General features: G+C 50.7%; 15 protein-coding genes. 12 read left to right on the top strand and 3 right to left on the bottom strand.

The annotated features are described in order from the left end of the window. Positions 1–294 precede the first annotated feature (294 nt). The 6 genes from GGC63_RS08740 to GGC63_RS08765 all read left to right on the top strand — a co-directional run bounded on the left by GGC63_RS08740 (position 295) and on the right by GGC63_RS08765 (position 11,455). Positions 295–1,272 (top strand): ABC transporter permease, encoded by a 978-nt coding sequence (locus tag GGC63_RS08740; protein WP_192702250.1) that lies wholly within the window; start codon positions 295–297, stop codon positions 1,270–1,272. 33 nt (positions 1,273–1,305) lie between these two features. Next, the gene (locus tag GGC63_RS08745) at positions 1,306–2,199 is read left to right on the top strand and encodes a carbohydrate ABC transporter permease (RefSeq protein ID WP_192701957.1); all 894 of its coding nucleotides are present in this window, start codon (positions 1,306–1,308) and stop codon (positions 2,197–2,199) included. 71 nt (positions 2,200–2,270) lie between these two features. After that, on the top strand, positions 2,271–3,836 hold the full coding sequence (locus GGC63_RS08750) for an extracellular solute-binding protein (protein WP_192702251.1): 1,566 nt from the start codon (positions 2,271–2,273) through the stop codon (positions 3,834–3,836). 203 nt (positions 3,837–4,039) lie between these two features. Further along, positions 4,040–9,559: a family 43 glycosylhydrolase gene (locus tag GGC63_RS08755; RefSeq protein WP_192701958.1), complete on the top strand. Its 5,520-nt coding sequence runs from the start codon at positions 4,040–4,042 to the stop codon at positions 9,557–9,559. Between the two features lie 235 nt (positions 9,560–9,794). Further along, complete coding sequence (locus GGC63_RS08760; protein WP_192701959.1) at positions 9,795–10,295, top strand: sigma-70 family RNA polymerase sigma factor; 501 nt, start codon at positions 9,795–9,797, stop codon at positions 10,293–10,295. Next, positions 10,292–11,455: an anti-sigma factor gene (locus GGC63_RS08765; protein WP_192701960.1), complete on the top strand. Its 1,164-nt coding sequence runs from the start codon at positions 10,292–10,294 to the stop codon at positions 11,453–11,455. The genes GGC63_RS08760 and GGC63_RS08765 overlap by 4 nt, the downstream gene beginning before the upstream one ends. Before the next feature lie 214 nt (positions 11,456–11,669). On the opposite strand, the gene GGC63_RS08770 is transcribed toward GGC63_RS08765, so the two are convergent. Together GGC63_RS08770 and GGC63_RS08775 are read right to left on the bottom strand one after the other, a co-directional pair. After that, positions 11,670–12,299: a DUF2812 domain-containing protein gene (locus GGC63_RS08770; RefSeq protein WP_192701961.1), complete on the bottom strand. Its 630-nt coding sequence runs from the start codon at positions 12,297–12,299 to the stop codon at positions 11,670–11,672. An 18-nt stretch (positions 12,300–12,317) separates the two neighbouring features. Then, complete coding sequence (locus GGC63_RS08775) at positions 12,318–12,629, bottom strand: PadR family transcriptional regulator (protein WP_079912347.1); 312 nt, start codon at positions 12,627–12,629, stop codon at positions 12,318–12,320. A 244-nt stretch (positions 12,630–12,873) separates the two neighbouring features. Here GGC63_RS08775 and GGC63_RS08780 point away from each other — a divergent pair, with 244 nt between their 5' ends. From GGC63_RS08780 to GGC63_RS08790, 3 genes are all read left to right on the top strand, one after another. Continuing rightward, positions 12,874–13,344 (top strand): GNAT family N-acetyltransferase, encoded by a 471-nt coding sequence (locus GGC63_RS08780; RefSeq protein WP_192701962.1) that lies wholly within the window; start codon positions 12,874–12,876, stop codon positions 13,342–13,344. A gap of 86 nt (positions 13,345–13,430) precedes the next feature. Continuing rightward, entirely contained in the window at positions 13,431–14,048 is a 618-nt protein-coding gene (locus tag GGC63_RS08785) for a cyclase family protein (RefSeq protein ID WP_192701963.1), read from the top strand. An 83-nt stretch (positions 14,049–14,131) separates the two neighbouring features. Further along, positions 14,132–14,692, top strand: coding sequence for a DUF1697 domain-containing protein (locus tag GGC63_RS08790; RefSeq protein WP_318781007.1), 561 nt, complete (start codon positions 14,132–14,134; stop codon positions 14,690–14,692). 79 nt (positions 14,693–14,771) lie between these two features. Here GGC63_RS08790 and GGC63_RS08795 read toward each other — a convergent pair whose 3' ends face one another. Then, complete coding sequence (locus GGC63_RS08795; protein ID WP_192701965.1) at positions 14,772–16,181, bottom strand: PLP-dependent aminotransferase family protein; 1,410 nt, start codon at positions 16,179–16,181, stop codon at positions 14,772–14,774. 131 nt (positions 16,182–16,312) lie between these two features. Here GGC63_RS08795 and GGC63_RS08800 point away from each other — a divergent pair, with 131 nt between their 5' ends. The 3 genes from GGC63_RS08800 (at position 16,313) to GGC63_RS08810 (ending at position 19,749) form a co-directional block, all read left to right on the top strand. Next, positions 16,313–17,563 (top strand): CynX/NimT family MFS transporter, encoded by a 1,251-nt coding sequence (locus GGC63_RS08800; protein WP_192701966.1) that lies wholly within the window; start codon positions 16,313–16,315, stop codon positions 17,561–17,563. Next, a complete protein-coding gene (locus tag GGC63_RS08805) occupies positions 17,560–18,414 on the top strand; it encodes an NAD-dependent epimerase/dehydratase family protein (protein WP_192701967.1) in 855 nt (284 codons plus the stop codon). Before GGC63_RS08800 ends, GGC63_RS08805 begins: the two co-directional genes overlap by 4 nt. A 225-nt stretch (positions 18,415–18,639) precedes the next feature. Then, a complete protein-coding gene (locus tag GGC63_RS08810; protein WP_225948061.1) occupies positions 18,640–19,749 on the top strand; it encodes a response regulator in 1,110 nt (369 codons plus the stop codon). Positions 19,750–19,765: the final 16 nt, after the last annotated feature.

Raw genomic sequence — 19,765 nt, forward strand, 5'->3', positions numbered from 1 at the left:
GAAGTGAACTATTCTTACTTTTGTGAACTGCGAACCGGAAGTGAGGCCATAGTGCAGCAGCTTGAGGCGGTTGCAGCCGGGATTCATTCCTGTAGCTATTGTTCATATACCCCATCGCAGCATAGTTCACAAACCTCCGGAAGCTTCAGTTTCCATTCGAACAGGCATCCCCTATACTTCGAATCAGGGAACACCCCGGCCCAAGGTCAGGGCCATGGTCAGGGGATTCTCCAACGACGAATAGAACAACGGCAGATTATTCAAGGAAGGTGATGCAGGTTGAACGCAAGCACAATGATGGAAGGAAATAATAATCGGATCCGGGCTGGAGAAGCCGATAAGCCGGTGGGCAGCAAGAAGAGAGGCTTCTGGCATGAGGTGAGAATAAACCGCGTGATGTTTTTGATGCTGCTGCCTGCGGTTTTGTTTTTTCTGATCAATTCGTATTTTCCGATGGTTGGAATCTACTATGCTTTTACCCGTTTCGATTTTAATACGAGCCTGTTCGGGAGTGAATTCGTAGGCTTAGAGAACTTCCGTTTTTTATGGAAGTCGGGTATTTTGCTTCAGCTGACCTTAAACACGTTCGGATACAATCTGGCCTTTATCGTGCTGGGCAACGTGCTTGCGGTAGCCTTGGCCATTATGCTCAGCGAGCTGAAGACCAAATGGTTCAAGAAATGGACGCAGTCGATTATGTTTCTCCCGTACTTTGTATCGTTTGTTATTTTGAGCGTTATCGTCTATAACGTGTTCAATTATGAAACCGGCGTAATGAACACGACGCTCAAAAGCTTCGGCATGGAGCCTGTGGATGTGTACAGCAAGCCGGTGGTTTGGATTTTTCTGATCATCCTCTTTTATCTGTGGAAAAACATCGGCTACAGCATGGTCATCTATCTGGCCGCCATTACCGGCATAAGCGACGAATACTACGAAGCGGCCAAGATCGACGGAGCGAACATTTTGCAGCGGATCTGGCATATTACCGTTCCCATGCTGCGAACCACCTTCGTCATGCTGCTCTTGTTCGCTCTCGGCAGCATCATGAAGGGTCAATTCGACCTTTTTTATCAGCTTGTCGGCAATAACGGCTTGCTCTATAACACGACCGATATTCTCGACACGTACGTGTATCGTTCGCTGAAGGTGACCTTTGAAATCGGTATGGCTACGGCGGCAGGGGTATACCAATCGCTTTTCGGATTTGTCCTGATTATGACGGTCAATTATATCATCCGGAAAATTAACGATGAATACGCGTTGTTCTAGTGAACATGCCAATGACGCCAGGGAGAGGATTCTATGAAGATCAAGGAAGAAAAGTATTACAATGTGTTCCAAACGATGGCCTATATTGCCGTTACCCTCGTCACGCTTGCCTGCTTGTTTCCGTTTCTTCTGATTATTTCGGCCTCTTTTACGGACAATGAAAGCATCATCCGGGACGGGTATCACCTGATTCCAGAGAAGTTATCTTTTGAGGGCTACCGGATGGTATTCAAGTTTCCGGAAGAGGTACTGCAGGCTTACTGGGTAACTACCTCCACGACAGTGATCGGCACGCTGCTCGGTCTTTTCTTTATCACCATGGCCGGGTATGTGCTGCAGCGCAAGGATTTCAAGTATCGCAACCGCTTCTCCTTCTACATTTATTTCACCACGCTGTTCGGAGGCGGGCTGATCCCCTGGTACATCATGCTGACCAAATATTTTAAGCTGATGGATACGTATGCCATTCTGGTGCTGCCTGGGCTGATGTCCCCGTTTCTCATTATTTTAATGAAGAACTTTATCCGTTCGGCCGTGCCTGACGAAATCATTGAATCGGCCAAGATCGACGGGGCTAACGACTTTACGATTTATTATCGGATCGTGCTTCAGCTCTCGCTGCCGGGGATTGCCACTGTTGGGCTGTTCCTCGCGCTTCATTATTGGAACGACTGGTTTACTTCCTCGCTGTTCATCAATGACAGGTCGATGTACCAGCTGCAGTATTATCTTTACAACATCATTAATACGATTGCCTTTATTACGAATATGGGGGCGGGCACCGGCATCAGTCTTGGGGAGGATATTCCTACAGAATCCACGAAAATGGCGATGGCGCTAATCGTAACGGGGCCGATCGTGCTTTTGTATCCATTTATTCAAAGGTATTTTGTCAAGGGCTTGACGATTGGCGCGGTAAAAGGTTAAATCCGGGATAGGATTCCATTCCCGCCCGGCTAACATATATCAAGTGAACTTAAGGGAGGATGTACATGAAAATGAATAAAGGAAAAACAGCCGCATCGCTGTTCATGGCGAGCGTGTTCCTGTCGGCAGCATTGTCCGGATGCACGGGCGCTAGCAATGCCCCCAAGCCTGCCGCTTCCGATAATACCCCGACCGGCTCGCAGACCCCGGCGAAGGCAGGCGTCGATACCTCGAAGAAGGTGGAGCTGCAATTTTACATGCTGGGCAGCGCGCCCAAGGATCTTCCTATTATAGAAGAGGAGGTCAACAAGCTGGCACTGGCCGACCTGAACGCAACCGTGAAATTCAATTTCACCACGTGGACCGATTGGGAGCAAAAATACAAGCTGTTATTGTCATCCGGGCAATCCGTTGACTTGATTTTCACGGCGGAGTGGACCAAGTTCCAGGCTTATGCGAAGAGCGGTGCCTTCCTTGCCCTCGACGATCTGCTGCCCAAAGCGGCGCCTAAGCTGCAGGCCCATGTTCCGAAGGATATGTGGGATGCGGTCAAGATCGATAACAAGATTTATACCGTTCCGGCCACCTACAAGGAGTATGTCACGAACGGATTTGTATGGCGCGAGGATCTGCGCAAGAAATATAACCTGCCGAAGCCTGTCGATCTGGCTACCTTCGAGGCTTATCTGGACGGCATCAAGAAGAACGAGCCGACGATTATGCCTCTTGCCGCCAATTCGGACATTTCCGGCTTGACGGACCGGATTCGCGAGTTTAACAAATGGATCGGCGGACCGATTCCTTATGGAATAGGGATCAAATACGATAAGCCGAACGAGGTGTACTCCTACTGGGGCTCCGATGAGCAGAAGAAGGAGCTGACTATGGTCAAACGCTGGGCCGATAACGGGTATTTCCCTAAAAACGTCCTGAACGTCAAGGACACCATACCGGACCAAGTCGTCAACGGGAAAGCGGCGGCCATTATCGGCGACAACCCGACCCGCTTCAACGATTCCCTTATCAAGATGAAATCGGCGCATCCGGATTGGGATCTCGGGTATCATCCGTACGGGCTGACCATCGGCTTTGCTACGCCGGTGCATCCGATTCATAACGGCTTCGCCATTCCGAAGAGCAGCAAGAACGCGGAGCGGGCGTTGGCCTTCTACGAGAAGCTGGTTACGGACAAACGCTATAATTGGCTGACCCAATACGGTATTCAAGGCAAAAACTTCGAAATCGAAAACGGCTACTACACAATGCTGGGCGATAAAAACACAAACGGCTTCCCGCGTGAAGGCATGCAGGGATGGGCCTGGAGAAATCCGGAGTTCATGCTGTTTGACAAAGGCTATGACAATGTAAAAGCGATCTTCGATGAGCTGGACAAAATCCAGAAGCCCGACATTTTCCTCGGATTCGCGGAAGATTACACCTCTTATCAGGCAGAGCGTGCGGCATTGGAGCAGGTAGAGAAGCAGTATTTGTATCCGCTGCAGGCCGGACTGGTCGCTAATATCGATGAAGGGTTAAATACCTTCTTGAGCAAGGCCAAAACAGCCGGGCTGGAGAAGGTGCAGGCTGAATATAAGAAGCAGTGGCTCGAATACACGGCGAATAAAGGAATCAAGTAGGAGAGTGTAGGAATAGGACCGGTGAACCTAGGTATAGGTAAGTACCGGTCCGAAAGCCTTTCTTGTGTGAAGGTACAGCTTGAAATGTAAGCGGTTTATTTTGGAGACTGTGGGTAGTAAATGGAGTTTGGAAAGGAGTTTATGAATAACAGGCAAAGGTATGCGCGTACGAAAACCATTTTAGAACGGGTGGGGTGTGAGCATTGCGTTTAAGAAGATGGCTGTCCATAATATTGATTTTGCTTCAAGCGGCTGGAATCCTTTCGTTCGCTTCGGTTAGTCAGGCTGAAGCCGCCGCAAACCAAGGGGTATTAATGTCCGATACCTTCGAGGACGGAAGCTTTGCCCGCTGGACGATATCGGGTGGGACATGGTCGGTCACCGATGACGGGACCGCTTCAGGCAACAAAATGCTGTATCAGAGCAACACCAGCCAGGAAGCCTATGCAACGGCAGGAGATAGCGGTTGGACGGACTATATCTATGAGACCAGGATACAGCTTGTTGATGACGGACCTTATCCGGGGATGCTGGCCCGATTCAAGGATACCAATAATTATTACTACTTCAGGCTGAATCCTACGAGCATTAACAAGCTGGAGCTGAACAAGAAGGTCAATGGAACGGATTCCACTCTGGCCTCGGTCAATTTCCCGACTCAAAAGGGCCGGTGGTACACGATGCGGATGGCTCTGGAAGGAGCCTCCATACGGTGCTATTTGGACGGCAATCTGATTTTTAATGTGACCGACAGCTCGCTAGCCTCCGGTAAAATTGGCTTTCGGACCAAATGGGGCAAAGCGGGGATGGACGATATTGCCGTGAAGCCGATCCCGGATCCGAAGCCGGCCGCCCCGGCATTAACGGCGGGCACGCCAACCTTTACTACGATTCCTCTAAGCTGGGCTGCAGCAGAGGGAGAAGCAAGGTATCGTCTTTACCGTTCGGCGAAGCCGGATAGCGGCTTTGTGCTGGTGTATGATGGGGCAGGCACCTCCTACGAGGATCAAAATCTGACGTTGGGAACTACGTATTATTACAACGTTACGGTCGAGCAGAACGGGTATGAGTCCCCTCCCTCCCCGGCCCTCAGCGTTACGACGGCCTCACCTTCTGATGCTGATTCGGTAGCGTTGGATAAAGCGGCTCTTACGGTTCCGGAGGTCGTTACGGGTCATCTGAGCCTTCCGCATACGGGAGCGTACCTATCGGAAATCAGCTGGAAGTCCGATCATGAAGCTCATCTGCGTCCGGACGGAGTCATCAGCCGGCCTCCGATCGGAGAGGCGGATCTTCTCGTGAAGCTTACGGCGACTATAAAAAGAGGTAGTGTAACGGACGCCAAATCCTTTATAGTGACAATCCGTGCGCAGGACCCTTTTACCGGTTACTTGATGGAATACCGCAAGAAAAGCTCCTTGCCGGGAGAACGGTTCTATGCCGTCAGCAGGGACGGTAAAGCTTGGACGGGGCTGAACGGCGGGAACGCCGTACCGCAATCGATCCTGGACAAGGTGCTGGGGACGGCTGGACCGGATCCGTCCGTCTTTAAGGCTCTGTCGGAGGACAAGTGGTATAAATACGAGTTCGCCAATGGAAGCTGGTCGCTGTATTCCACGCTGAATCCGGCAGGAGGCTGGTCGAAGGAGAGCTCTAATGTTTCCATGCCAGCCGATGCGGTCACCGGCAGCTTCAAGCTCATTTCGGAGAAAGAATGGGGCTATCTTGTCAATGAGCTCTCCAGCCTCAAATCGCCGAACGTTCTTAAGCTGACCACCAAAGCGGGCTTCGCGCCCAGACTTCCTGAGCTCGTGAAGGTCGACTATACCAACGGATTGTATGCAAATCTGGAAGTGGTGTGGGATGCTGTAGACCCGAAGCATTACGCCGCTGTCAGTACCTTCACAGCCGGAGGGACAGTGAAGGGCGGAACAACCCGCGTTCAAGCAGAAGTGACTGTCATTGATGATAGCGCATACAGCGATACGATCCGCAATGGAGAATATTGGTACGACACGTCCGGGGGTATGATCCAGGCTCATGGCGGCAGCATCCTCAAGGTCGATGATACTTATTATTGGTTCGGCGAGGACAAGGGGCATAACTCGGCGGTGCTGAACGGGGTATCGATCTATGCCTCGAAGGATTTGAAGACGTGGGAATACCGCAATACAGTCTTGAAGCCCGATTCCCACCCGGAGCTGGCTTATTCGAAGATTGAGCGCCCGAAAGTGCTCTATAATGCCGCCACGAAAAAGTATGTCATGTGGGGGCATTGGGAAACAGCCAACAGCTACAGCCCTTCTAATGTTGTTGTGGCTGTCTCGGATACGGTGGACGGTCCCTATACCTTCCTGTATCACTTCCGGCCGTACGGGATCGGTTCCCGGGATTTCACCTTGTTCCAGGATGACGACGGAACGGCTTATTTAATCTCGGCCACTAATAACGGAGCCGACACCAGCTTTTTTCAGTTGACCGACGATTATTTGTACCTCGATCATCACATGTACACCATATTGGAGAATGTCCGGCGGGAGGCACCGGCCTTAGTGAAGAAGGACGGCATTTACTACATGTTCTCCTCGGGGCAATCCGGCTGGTACCCGAATCAGGGCAAGTACACGACGACGAAGAACATCAAGGACCCGGCGAGCTGGTCGGAACTGAAGCTGTTCGGCGATCCGACGAGCTTTTATACGCAGCCTGCGTTTATTATGACACTGAACGGCAGCAAAGAGACCCATACGATCTATGTGGGGGATCGCTGGAATCCGTCGGAGCTGCGCAACTCCCAATATATCTGGCTTCCTCTCCAGCTGGAGAACGGGATCGCGGACATGAATTACGAGAGAGAATGGAATTTTGATGCGGCAACGGGTGAAGTACAGCCGTCCAAGGACCTGCTGGTATCTCAAGGCAAACCGGTGACGGCAAGCGGGCAGGCATCAGGCTTCGGCGCACCCGCGGCTAATGACGGCAATTACTCGAATTATTTCGATTGGAACAGCACCTCCTTTCCGGCGTATTGGCGGGTGGATCTGGAGCGCGAATATGATCTGAGCCGCATCGATTTGAGCTGGAGAGAGACGAACGGCTCGGAGGTCTATTACACCTATAAGGTCGAAGCCAGCAACGATGATGTTAACTACACAACATTGGTAGACCAGAGCAAGAACAAGACGACCTCTTTCTTAAGCCATAAGCTGTCCGGCACCTATCGTTATGTTAAAGTAACGATCCTGGGCGAGTTCGGCCATTCGAACAATGCGGATAAGCCTGTCACCTGGTACAGAGGTTTGCATGAAGTAAGGGTCTATACTTCGGACAGGAAGCTTGACCCGCCGGCCGGACTCACGGCGACGCCGTTCATCACCACAAGCCAAACCAAGGAAACGAGTGTGAATCTCAATTGGAGCTCGGTGACGAATGCGCAGTGGTATGCTTTGTATCGGTCGAACGACAGGAACGGTACGTATTCCGAGATTTATACCGGCAGAGCGGCGGGTTACAGCGATCTTAATGTAACGGCGAATCAAACTTATTACTATAAGGTGAAAGCCTTCCATAATGGCGGAGAATCAGAGGATTCGGCCGTGGCGAGCGTAAGAACGTTCGTCGTGCCCGATCAGCTCGAAACCTATGACAACACCGTAGAGATGAAGTGGCTGGATGAAGCGGGCAATCCGAAGATTTTTCCCACGATCCAAGTGGGCTCGACATCCTACTATTACGAATACGAACGGGACAGCAGCGGCTTCAAGCAGATGAATGTCCAGACTTCGCAGGACGGGGAGCATTGGACGCCCAAGAAAGCGGTTCTCACCAGGGACTCCCATCCGGAGCTGGCAGCCTGCAAGTTCGAATCGTTGAACTTTACTTATCATGAGGGAACAGGCAAGATTGTCGTCTGGCTGCACTATGAAAATAATAAGGATTATTCCCTTGGCAGAGCAGCCGTCTTATCAGGCTATCCCGGAGAGGCGTTGACCTTCCACGGCAGCTTCAGACCGAACGGGAACGACTCTCGTGACATGACGTTCTTTAAGGATGACGATGGCACGGGATATATCATCTCGGCAGGAAACAATAACAATGATTTGTTCTTGTATAAGCTGAGTCCGGATTATCTTACCGTCGAGAAGCAAGCGGCCAAAATTCATGAAGGCAAGCATCGTGAAGCTCCTTCCATGATCAAGAAGGACGGCTTTTATTATCTGTTTACCTCCGAGGCGGCCGGATGGTATCCGAGCAAGGGAATGTATTCGTCCGCAGTGTCCATTGAGGGACCGTATTCGGAGCTGAGAAAAATCGGGAATTCGACGACCTTCTCCGCTCAGTCCGGCGGCGTCTGGACGATCCGTGGAACGGATACGACCTCCTATGTCATGCAAGCGAATCGATGGCTGCAAGGATGGGCCAGCGGGGCCACAGGCTCCAAGCAACGCTGGCTGCCGATAGCGCTGGATAACGGATATGCTTCTTATGATTACTACGATCAGGTTCTTTTGAATCGCAAGACGGGGGTCGTTGTCCCGGTTCAAGATGGCATGCTCCTGTCCCAGGGCAAGCCTGCCTTGGCACAGGACTCGGCCGATGGGAAACCGGCGTCCTATGCCAACGACGGGGACTATACCACCAGCTGGACAGCTGCCAATAATTCCTGGCCGAAGTGGTGGATGGTAGACTTGGAGGATGTGTATGACTTAAGCCGCATCCAGATTTCCTGGTATTTGGTGAACGGGTCGGAGGGCTATCACAGGTACCAGATCGAAACAAGCAAGGATGGCGTCACATTCACGACCGCGTTGGATCGTACAGACAACAAGGATTACGGGTTCACATCCGATAAGCTGTCGGTCGAAGCGCGATACGTGCGTGTGAAGATGATCGATGCCGTGCTGTGGAACAACCCGGGCAACAACTGGTATACGCCTCAGCTTGGAGAAGTGAAGGTATTCGGTTACCCGGTCGACCGTAAGCCTCCGGTAACGACAGCGGCAGTAACACCGGCCTTGCCGGACGGAAAGAACGGCTGGTACGTACATCCCGTGACGGTTAGTCTGGCTGTATACGATAACCTGCCTGGCACGCTCAAGACGGAGTACAGCCTGGACGGCGGCGGCACCTGGCTCAGCTATACCGGGGCAATGACGGTGCAGCAGAATGGTATGAATCCGCTCAGCTACCGGTCAACGGACAGGGCGGGCAACGTAGAAGCCGCACAAAAGGTCACTATCAAGCTGGATACGGAGGCACCGACGATTACAGTGACAGGCGTGGTGTACGATCGTATGAGTGATACCGGCACCTGGCTGCCCTTGATCACGATGAAGGACGATGTATCGGGGATCGATGAGAGCACAGCGCAGGCGACGCTGGATTCGAAACCCTACAAGCTTGGAGAGGCCATTCCGCTGTATACGCTGCCGCTCGGTTCGCATTCGCTAGCGGTCTCCGTGAGTGATAACGCCGGCAACACGAAGAGCTCCACCGTGACATTCCAAACCTATGCAAGCGTTGACGGCCTGAAAGCTTTGGTCGCCAGGTTCGTACAGAACGGCTGGATCGATAACGCCGGAATTGCCAACAGCCTGCAGGTAAAGCTGGAGCATAACAATATCAAAGCGTTTATCCACGAGGTGGAGGCGCAGAGTAACAAGCATATTACCAAAGAAGCGGCCGGATATTTGCTGCGCGATGCGAGTGCAATAGCACGTTAACCGGTCTTACTTGGATAGGCAAAATCTTAGTTTACAACACGTATGCAAAATCCTCATGCCCCTCTATCTTTCCGACTAGGGAAAGGTGGAGGGTCTTTTTCTGCAGTGCCAAACCCGGAAGAATCGAGGCCCGCCTGAGTTTTGTTTTGTTCCGGAACGGGTTCAAGCGGCAACTTTTTTTGAAGGGGTGTAACTTTCCCTGGTTTCATTCGTGTATAGAGAGAGGGGGGATGGAATGAAACGGTATTCGTTGGACAGCGTGTATCAGTTATATGTTAAAGATGTTTACCGGTATTTGTTCTCCCTCTGCCGGGATCATCATGCTGCGGAAGATTTGGTTCAAGAAACGTTTTACCGGGCTTACCTGTATTTGGAGCACTGCAAGGACGACAAAGTAAAGCCGTGGCTGTTCCGCGTTGCTTATAATGCATTTGTGGATTCCTATCGCAAGCAGAAGCGGAGCGTTCCGACCCAAGCGGAGTTTTTTGCCCGGCTGCCGGATCATCGTACCCCAGATCAATATGTGTTGGATCAAGAGCAGTGGGAGCAGATCGGAGATGTCATTCATGCTTTGCCCGAGCTTCAGATGCAGGCGATTCTGCTGCATGACTTTCACGGGCTGTCCTATCAGGAGGCTGCAGATATTATGGAGATCCGACTTTCACATTTTAAAATATTACTGTATCGCGCCAGGCAAGCCTTAAGGCAGCATAAGGAAAGGAAGGAGCAGCTATGAGCGAACACTTCAAACGTCAGCTACAGGACTATGCGGAAGGCAAATTAACAGGCAGCGAGAAAGAGCAGCTGGAGCAAGAGCTGGATAAAATGGAAGCTTACCAGAAATATTTGAATGAGATTCTGGGCAAGGAGGAGGAACGTGGTCCGCTCCAGGATGGGGCGGCTTCAACCAGCAAAGAGGCCTCTTTGCTTCGTAAGGGCAAATGGAAAGCCCGTTTGCAAACGGCCTTGACCGCCATCGGGATTCTCATTTCCGTAACGATAGTAAGTGCTATATTGACCGGATTGTTTTACGGGCTCGGCGATCGCTCCGCTGTGTACCAAGACGTTATTTCCTCGGCAATATCGCTGACCAGGCCTAATTTAAGTGTGAGCGGAAGCAGCAATTCGAGCGCCTTTTTCACGATGGATTACAAAGGAACACTGCGAAAGAAAATAGGGTCGGTGGAGTCGTCAATCGGGGATTTTCAGTTCTCGTTCTTGCTGGGGTGGCCGGGGATCGAACAGACGACGTGGCGTAATGAAGCCTCTGCTTCGGGTGCTTATTTGTTCCAGCTTCCTGATGCCAAGCATAAAGCGGTCCCGGAATGGACTCGGCTGGATAAGCTGCCGGAGGGCACGGTTTCCGAGGTGTTCGTCTCCTTGGATAGGTTGTACACGACTGATGAGCTGCTAAAGCTTCTCGAAGACAAACATATGGACCCGGTCTGGTTCGCCGCTTACACGGATCAAGAGAAAAGGACTGAGGACGATCCGGCGGTGATGGCCCCTGTTGGCTTTCCGTCAACTCCTATTTGGCATAAGAAGGATATGAAGGTCGACAGCTATGAGGAGCAAAAAACGGGGTGGTTCAGTAAGGTTGTCATAACGAGCTCCTCCTCGCCCGGGGTTCAAGTTTATGGAGACGGACAGATCAGGGAGCAAAATTTTATGGATACCCTCCATCTTCTGCAGCAATACTCCAGGATCACCCAGCGTCTCGCCCCTCGTCTTCAGCTGGACTCTGCCGTTCAATATCTAGAAGTAAACGGCGTTAAGCTGTACGGTATCGTCTTGACAGGTCCGACCAAGGAGCTGTTGAAGCTGCAGCAAGAGCCATGGGTGTCCACTATTCGGGTGGGCGAAGTGCGCTTATGGAATTGGCATGACCGTCCATGAGAGAGGGAAGGGCAGCCAGAGGCTTTTCGGGGCTCCCCGCAAAGTACCTGAATCAGGTTCGAAGCCAAGGCTCACTTTGTGGGGTTATTTTGCTGCCGTTTCCCTCTACCGCTGCAAAGACGGATTCTTGTAGAAAACGCCGTAACAAAAAAAGAGAGCTGCCCCGGCATAACCCGCATCTGGGGTCCTGAATCAGCTCCTGCTTGCTTTACCTTCATTTTATATGCTTATTTTCTTGTGTCATCTGGTACTGCTTATTGGCTTTGTAGGCAAAGAAAAGATACAAAATAATCATGAGCGGAATGATCATCCAGAAGAAGCCTCTAAAGAAAGCGAACGGAGTTTCAAACCAGAAGGCGCTCCAAAAGGAAGCTCCGGTTTTTTCCCACAGTCCTGGCGTGTAATATAACAACTTGGGGTTCAGAAGAGCCCCTACTTTAATCGACCCGGTGGAAACCAATGCGGCGAAAATAGGAATAAACGTTGCCGCAAGGGTAAACCACATTTCCGATATCCGTTTATAGCGGCTTGCTTTGGAGTCGGCATCAGAGAAAATATCCTCATTTCCACGGGCGTCGCTTCTTTTAAAATATTGCGTGCCGGAGCTCTTCGTTCCTGCAATGTGCTTCCAGCCGCAATCCTCAAATAGCGCCAGGTAATCTTCAAAATCCCCCTTCTTTTTAAAGGTGCGGTAATCGATTTTGATCATGGCAAGTTCAGGCTTCGCCGGTTGAAACTCATATCCAAACGATGATTTATTGGTTAGCTGATACCCTTGCTTCGCCATCTCGTTCAACCATTGCTCTTCTTTATCAAAGTTAAGAAAAAACTTGAATTTTCTCATCTGTCATTCCTCCCGTTCTTAACCGAGAATTGGTTTGGTTACTTCAATCATATGAATCATTCGTTCTAGGTCGAGCCGCAAAATCTCTCTGCCTTTATCTGTAATAGCGTAAACCTTGCGCCGGCTATCATCGCTTTGAACGGGCTGTATAAATTGAAGCTTCAGCAGATTCTCGACCGCTCCATACAGCGTTCCTGCCGCCATTCTGACCTGCCCGCGGCTGAGCTCCTCCACCTTTTGCATAATCAAATAGCCATGAGCTGGCTCCATCAAAGCCAAGAGAATATAGTAGACGGTTTCCGTGAGCGGTAAATGCTTATCGCGACTCATATAGGACCTCCTTTTTATTCAACCAAACTGTATATCGTCGAACTGTATAGTTATACTATATACATTCTGACTGTATATTGCAATGGGGAAAAAGCCTTAGAGAAGAATGAACTCTATTGGGGTTGAAAGGGCATCGTCTGGGGTCATTCTTATGTTTGAGGATTTTGAGAAAGGAAAGGTTTTCTCAAAGCGTACAAAGCCGTATAATGGACTGATGGCAATATTTCCCTTAGGGAGGACCGTTATGAAAACGAGAAGATTTCAAGCTTCCGATATGAACCAGATCGTCTCGCTGTTCTACGAAACCGTCCATTCGGTTAACGGCAGAGATTACTCGCAGGAGCAGCTGGATGCATGGGCGCCGAGAGATGAGCAAGCCCTGAAGCTGAAAGCCTGGGAAGCTTCGATGAGCCGCAATGTCACTTATGTTGCTGAGGCTGACGGGGTCATTACCGGATTTTCGGATATGACTTCTGAGGGACATCTGGACAGGCTGTACGTTCACAAAGACTATCAAAGACAAGGCATTGCTTCGATGTTGGTGGAGAGTTTGGAAAATGAAGCGAGACGGCTGGGGCTGGTTGAGATCGATGTGGAGGCGAGCATTACGGCCAAGCCTTTTTTTGAAAAGAGGGGGTATCGGGTCCTGGAATCGCAGGTGGTAGAGCGCAGGGGGGTGAAATTAGCGAATTATAAAATGATCAAGTCGTTATGAGGAAGCCGTTAAAATCCCGAGCTGGATACCTCATTCCCCTAACCTAAATCATATTGGTTCGCATTAAATCATCGGAGGAAGCTTGAATGAGAATCATAGATCTCTCACATCCCATTTATGACGGGATGTCTGTGTATCCTGGAGACGCCGAAACCTCGCTGGTACGCTCCAAGCATATCAAGCGAGATGGCTATACTAACCATCAGTTGTCCGCAAATATGCATGCCGGTACGCATATCGACGGGCCTATGCATCTTTTGGATTGCGATAAGTATCTTAACGAATTTCCAGTGGAAACCTTTGTAGGGGAAGGATGTCTGCTTGATGTCTCCCAAGATCGAACGATCGACTACAGGGCGGAATATGAGCAGCACATTCAGCAAAAGCAAATCGTCCTATTGTACACAGGATACAGTCAATATTATGGACAACCCCGGTATTACACGGATCATCCTGTGCTGACCCTCCAATTTGCAGAATTGCTGGTGCGGAAGCAGGTGAAAATGATCGGGCTGGATTTCCCGTCACCGGACTCATACCCATTTGAAATCCATAAGTATTTGTTTCAACACGACATTCTGATTATTGAAAATTTGACGAATGTGGAGAAGCTGCTGAAAGTGCCATCTTTTGAAATTATAGCCTTGCCGTTATCTATTAAAGCGGACTCTTCTTTAGCCCGGGTTGTTGCGAAAGCGGAATAGATGACAGGGGCAAGCGGCGGTTTTGTTATTTTAACGGATACGATGGATTCAAATCATTTTAACAAGAAAGAGATGAAGCATTGATGATCTATATCGCACTGCTGCGGGGGATTAATGTAGGCGGCAAAAATAAAGTCAAAATGGCCGATTTGAAGAAAATGATGGAACAAATGGACGGCATAAGCCGCGTGCAAACCTATATTCAAAGCGGCAATGTGCTGTTCGAGTCCGATGAAGAGCATGGATCGCTGCGCCAAAGAATGGAGCGGGAGCTGGAGAACACATTTGGCTTCGCTATTACAGTCGTTCTAAGAACTTTGGACGAGCTGCGAGAGGTGGCTGCCCATTGCCCATTTACTGAAGAAGAAATTGCCGAAGCGGATGCGGCCTCCGCTGCGGAAAGCTTATATGTGGCGTTTCTGCTGGAAGAGCCGTTGCCGGAGAAGCTCGAAAAACTAAAGCCGTACCAAACCGCGGATGATAAATATCATGCAGCGGGACGGGAGATTTATCTCTTATTCCGCTACAGCGTCCGCGATTCCAAGCTGGCGACGAATCTTGCCAAGCTGGAGGTTCCGACCACCGTACGCAACTGGAAGACGGTATCCAAGCTGCTGGCTCTTGGGCTGGCAATGGAGTCTTGAGCCGCGGCAAGCTCAGCAGGCCTTCTTGAGAGGCCTGCTTTCTCATACCAACCTATCCTGGGTGGTCGCGTATCCTCCGCTATTCCGCTTGTAAAATCTCCGCAAGGGCTTTAACCCCCTCCGCAATGCTTGATTCCGACACGTTGCCGAATCCCATAATGAGCCGGTCTTCGTACTGTCCTTTGGCGATGGTATACTTCTCCGCAGGATAAATAGTAATGTTCCGTTCCGCAAGCCGCGCAGCTGCATAGGAATCCAGCTTGTATTTGTTTAACTCCGCTACCAGATGCAGGCCCGCGGCATCGCCGGATATTCGGACCCCGCTGCCGAACGCTTCGGATAAGCAGGCGATGAGACGGTTTCGTCTTTTGCCATAGATGCGTTTCATACGGGCGATATGACGCTCCAAATGATGCTCGGCTATGAACCTTGCCAGAGTGAGCTGGGGTAGGGTCGGGCTTTGCATACCCGCCAGGCGCTTCAGGCGATGAAGAGGAGCGATCAGTTCATTAGGCACTACTATATAGCCTATCCGGAGTGCAGGGAACAGGTTTTTGCTGAAGGTTCCGACATAGATGACCCGTTCGGCATCCAGCTCTCTTAAAGCATGGACCGGCATTCCCGCATAGCGGAATTCACTGTCGTAATCATCTTCAATAATGTAACAGCCCGTCTGCCTGGCGTACTCCAGAAGCTCCATACGGCGCCCTATCGACAGAATACTGCCAAACGGAAATTGGTGGGAAGGAGTAACAAAGACACACTTGGGCCGAACGGAAGACGGGATATCATCGATGCATAGTCCGTGGTCATCGACAGGAGCGGGTACAATGTCAGCCCCGGTAGAGGCAAACATCTCATAAATAAAGGTAGCAGTCGGATCCTCTGAGACCATGGCAGCTCCGGGTTTCAATAAAAGCTGGCACAGCAGGGCTATGCCTTGGGTAGCACCGGCCGTAATAATGACCTGGGATGGAAGACAATGAATCCCTTTGGTATTTCGTAAGAGCCGGCATATGACCGTGCGGAGCTCGAGATTGCCCTCCGTTTGGTCATAGCCGTACTCCCATGCATCTGTAGTTTCGTATACGGCCAAGGCGGTTTCCTTCCATTTTTTGCGGGGAATATGCTCCAGTGCCGGAAAGCTTGGGCGGAAATCAATGCGATGGAAGTCTGTAGTAGTTTTAATAGAATTGGCTGCGTCAAGGGAGAGGCTTTCCTGCTGGAAAACCGGAGAGGGCCTTCGGCCGCCAAAATCCACGACATAAGTGCCCGAGCCTTGTCTGCCCTCCAAATAGCCTTCAGCGATCAGCTGCTCATAGACCTCCACGATAAGTGCCCGCGATACCCCGAATTCGCTTGCAAGATCTCTTGTTGACGGCAGTCTCCTGCCAGCCGGATATATGCCTAGAAAGATTCTCTCCCGCAGAAGGGTATAAACCTGCTTTGTCTTTGTCCCTGCAGGGTGGGACATAGGCTGTCTTGGCATAAGGATGCCCCCTTTTGACCCTGAATTGGTATGCTTAACTTAAACAAAATGTGGTACTTATTGCTACCAATTTAACATGATAACATGGACATTGCCAATGGAAAACAAAACATGGGAGGAAGGTGAAAACGATGAGTCTGTGGCTGCAGCTTGAGAGAAGCAGTAGGAAGGGCAAGATGGCCGATGGATTCATGATCGCAGCCCTCTTCATGGCCTCTTTGAATTTGCGGCCGGGGATCAGCAGCATAGCGCCGGTCCTTGAGAGCATCCGGGGAGAATTGGGGATGAATGCCGCTGTCGCAAGCTTGCTGACCTCCATCCCTGTCTTGTGCATGGGCTTCTTCTCACCGCTTGCTGTTAAAATTGCCGCACGCATCGGAATCGAGCGGGTTATTGCCTGGTCACTGGTGCTGATCAGCGGGGGCACCATGCTGCGCCTGGTCGTACACTCCACAGCCATTCTCTTGGCGACTTCAGTCCTGGCAGGCTTGGGGATTGCGGCGATGGGGCCCTTATTATCAGGGTTTATCCGGAGGCATTTCCCGCGCAATATCCCCATGATGATCGCCGTTTACTCCATGGCCCTGTCCTTGGGGGCCGCACTAGGCTCCAGCTTATCCGTTCCCTTGCAAATGGCCGCCCATTCGTGGCGAATGTCGCTGGCTTTTTGGGCGATGCTGGCTGTGGCAGCAGCACCGGTGTGGTATGCTGTTGTCAGACAAAGGGAGGAAGCTCCCGAGGATACGGCTGATCCGGCTCAGGCGGCAAAGCTGCCCTGGGGAAGTAAGAGGGCTTGGCTGCTGACCTTGCATTTTGGTCTCATGGCATTCGTATTTTATTCGTTAATGGCGTGGTTGTCGCCCATCACGGAAAGCCTCGGTTATTCCCGCCTCTATGCGGGAAATGTGCTGACAATCTTTGCTGTAGTTCAGATTCCCAGCAGCTGGGTACTGCAATTGCTGCTGAAGCGTGTCCCATCCCGCTTGTTGTGGCTGCTTAGCGCATCGTTATTGCAGCTCATCGGATTCCTGCTGATTTTATGCACGATGGTTCCCTGGTTAGCGGCTGTGCTGCTAGGCTTTGGATCGGGGATGCTGTTTGCGCTTGGAACCTTGCTCCCGATCGATGCGGCCTCAGGTCCGCAGGAAGCATCCTCCCTGGCTGCCATGACGCAATCGGCGGGATACATTATCGGGGCATTAGGACCCATCCTTTTGGGCTGGTTCAATGACATGACGCACCAATTTGGCTTGGCGGTCCTGCTATTGATCTTCGTCACGGTTATATTAATGGTGATTCAAGCTCTTATCTGCTCTCGAAATACGAATAAGAAATTAAAAGCGGTGACTCAAACTACAAACATGCAGGAGGGAATAGGATGAAAATATTTGTAGCAGGCTCCACAGGGGTTATCGGTCGTTTCCTGCTTCCCAAGCTAGGGCAAGCGGGTCATGAGGTCATTGGAATGACCCATGATGAAGCACGGAGGCCCCTCATTGAAGCTATGGGGGCAAGGTCTATGGTAGTCGATGTGTTTGATCGCGAGGCTATGATTAAGGCAATAGGGGAAGTGCGGCCGGATGTGATTATTCATCAGCTGACTTCGTTAAGCAACTGGAATTTCGCCGAGAATGCCAGGATTCGAATAGAAGGAACCCGCAATCTGGTGGATGCCGCACAAGCGGCAGGGGTTAGGCATATGATCGCACAAAGTATCTCTTGGGCATATGAGCCTGGCGATCATCCTGCAACAGAAGAAGTTCCTTTGGATATTCATGCACCTTTGCCCCGCATATCAATGATAAATGGAATTGTTGCATTGGAAAGGACCGTAGCCGAAATGCCGCACCACGTCATTCTCCGGTATGGAATGCTCTACGGACCGGATACTTGGTATGACGTCAAGGGAGACATGGCGGAAAAAGTACGAAATGGTGAGCTGCCGGCAACGGACGGACTCACGTCGTTTCTACATGTGGAGGATGCGGCAAATGCCGCTGTCCAGGCACTGGATTGGCCCACAGGAGCGGTAAACATCGTAGATGATGAGCCCGCTTCCGGTAAGGAGTGGCTGCCTGTTTACGCGCAAGCCCTGAATGCTCCTGCCCCCGTGTATAAACCTGGAAGTAATCGGGGGGAACGCGGGGCATCGAACACCAAAGCACGGGGAGAGTTAGGGTGGATGCCGATGTACTCTTCCTGGAGATCCGGATTTGCACAAAGCTTAAAATGATATAGTAGAAAATCAGTGAGGGACTGCCGTTGGGCAGTCCTATTTGATCTTAATATAATTTTTAAACTTCGAGATTCCCCGCAAGTACCTGAATCAGGTTATTTTACCTAGTAGATTTATTAAGAATCGGCAGTGTATAATGCTTTTAGCTAAGAAATGAAAGATTCCACTCCCCTTTCAGCAGCCTCTTTGACCCTATCCCTTCACAAGGAGTGAATGAAGCTAATGCGCGTTATACTTATCGATGATGAAGAGAATGCGCTGGATATTCTGGAAATCCTATTGCGCGAAATTGGCAGTGTAACGGTGACCGGTCGCTATACGAATCCGATGCAGGCGCTTGATGCTTTGGAACAGCTGCAGCCGGATGCCGTATTTTTGGATATCCAGATGCCGGGTATGCTGGGAATAGAAGCAGCGAGACGGATTAAGGCTGCAGCTCCGCATACCCAAATTGTTTTTACCACCGCCTATTCCGAATATGCAGTCGAAGCCTTTGAGCTTCAGTCCATAGACTATCTTTTGAAGCCGTTTACAAAGGAACGCCTGCGAAATACCATTTCCCGATTTGTGAAGCTGCAGCCGAATAACAGCCCGACAGAAGCTGAGCCTGGAGCTGGAACCTACGTTCAATGCTTCGGAGGCTTCCAAATTCAGACGGCCAACGGTCTGCTTTCCTGGAAGACGAATAAGGAAAAAGAGCTTTGCGCATTCCTGATTCATCATGCGGGCCAACAAGCGGATGCTGCGGTGATGATTAACTCGATCTGGCCGGAGTCTGAGCTGGATAAAGCGAAAGCTTATTTGTATACATGCCTCTCGTATTTGAGAAAAAGCTTCCAGGCTAACCACGTCAAGCTGAAGGTAACCAAAGCAGGCAGAGGCTACGCCATCGACATGGAAGGAACTCAAAGCGATGTCGCGGAGTTTCTGTTACTAGCCGAGCAGACGGCATCCGAGCAGGCTATGAGTGAGAAGCAATACGAAAAATTGAACGTGCTATATAAGGGGGAGTATTTGCAGGGCTGTGATTTTCATTGGGCGATGTGGAAAGGAGAAGAGTTGAAGAATAAATACATACAAACGTTGAGGACGGCATACGGCCATTTTTTGAGAAACGGCAATATGGCGCTTGCTGCGGACAGCCTACGGCATGTGTTGACAGCTTCCCCCGACTCGGAGAAGGATGGGAGAGATCTGATCCGGCTGTATCTCCATACGGACAAGCGTAACGAGGCCATGAAAATATTCCGGCAGCTGGATCACGCGGTTCGAGTCAATCTCGGTGTCGAGCTGGAAGAAGAGACGGTTCGCTTGTACAGAAGCTTCGCCTAATTCATTCGAGGAGACC

Source organism: Paenibacillus sp. OAS669 (assembly GCF_014873645.1).
Taxonomy (GTDB): Bacteria; Bacillota; Bacilli; order Paenibacillales; family NBRC-103111; genus Paenibacillus_S; species Paenibacillus_S vulneris.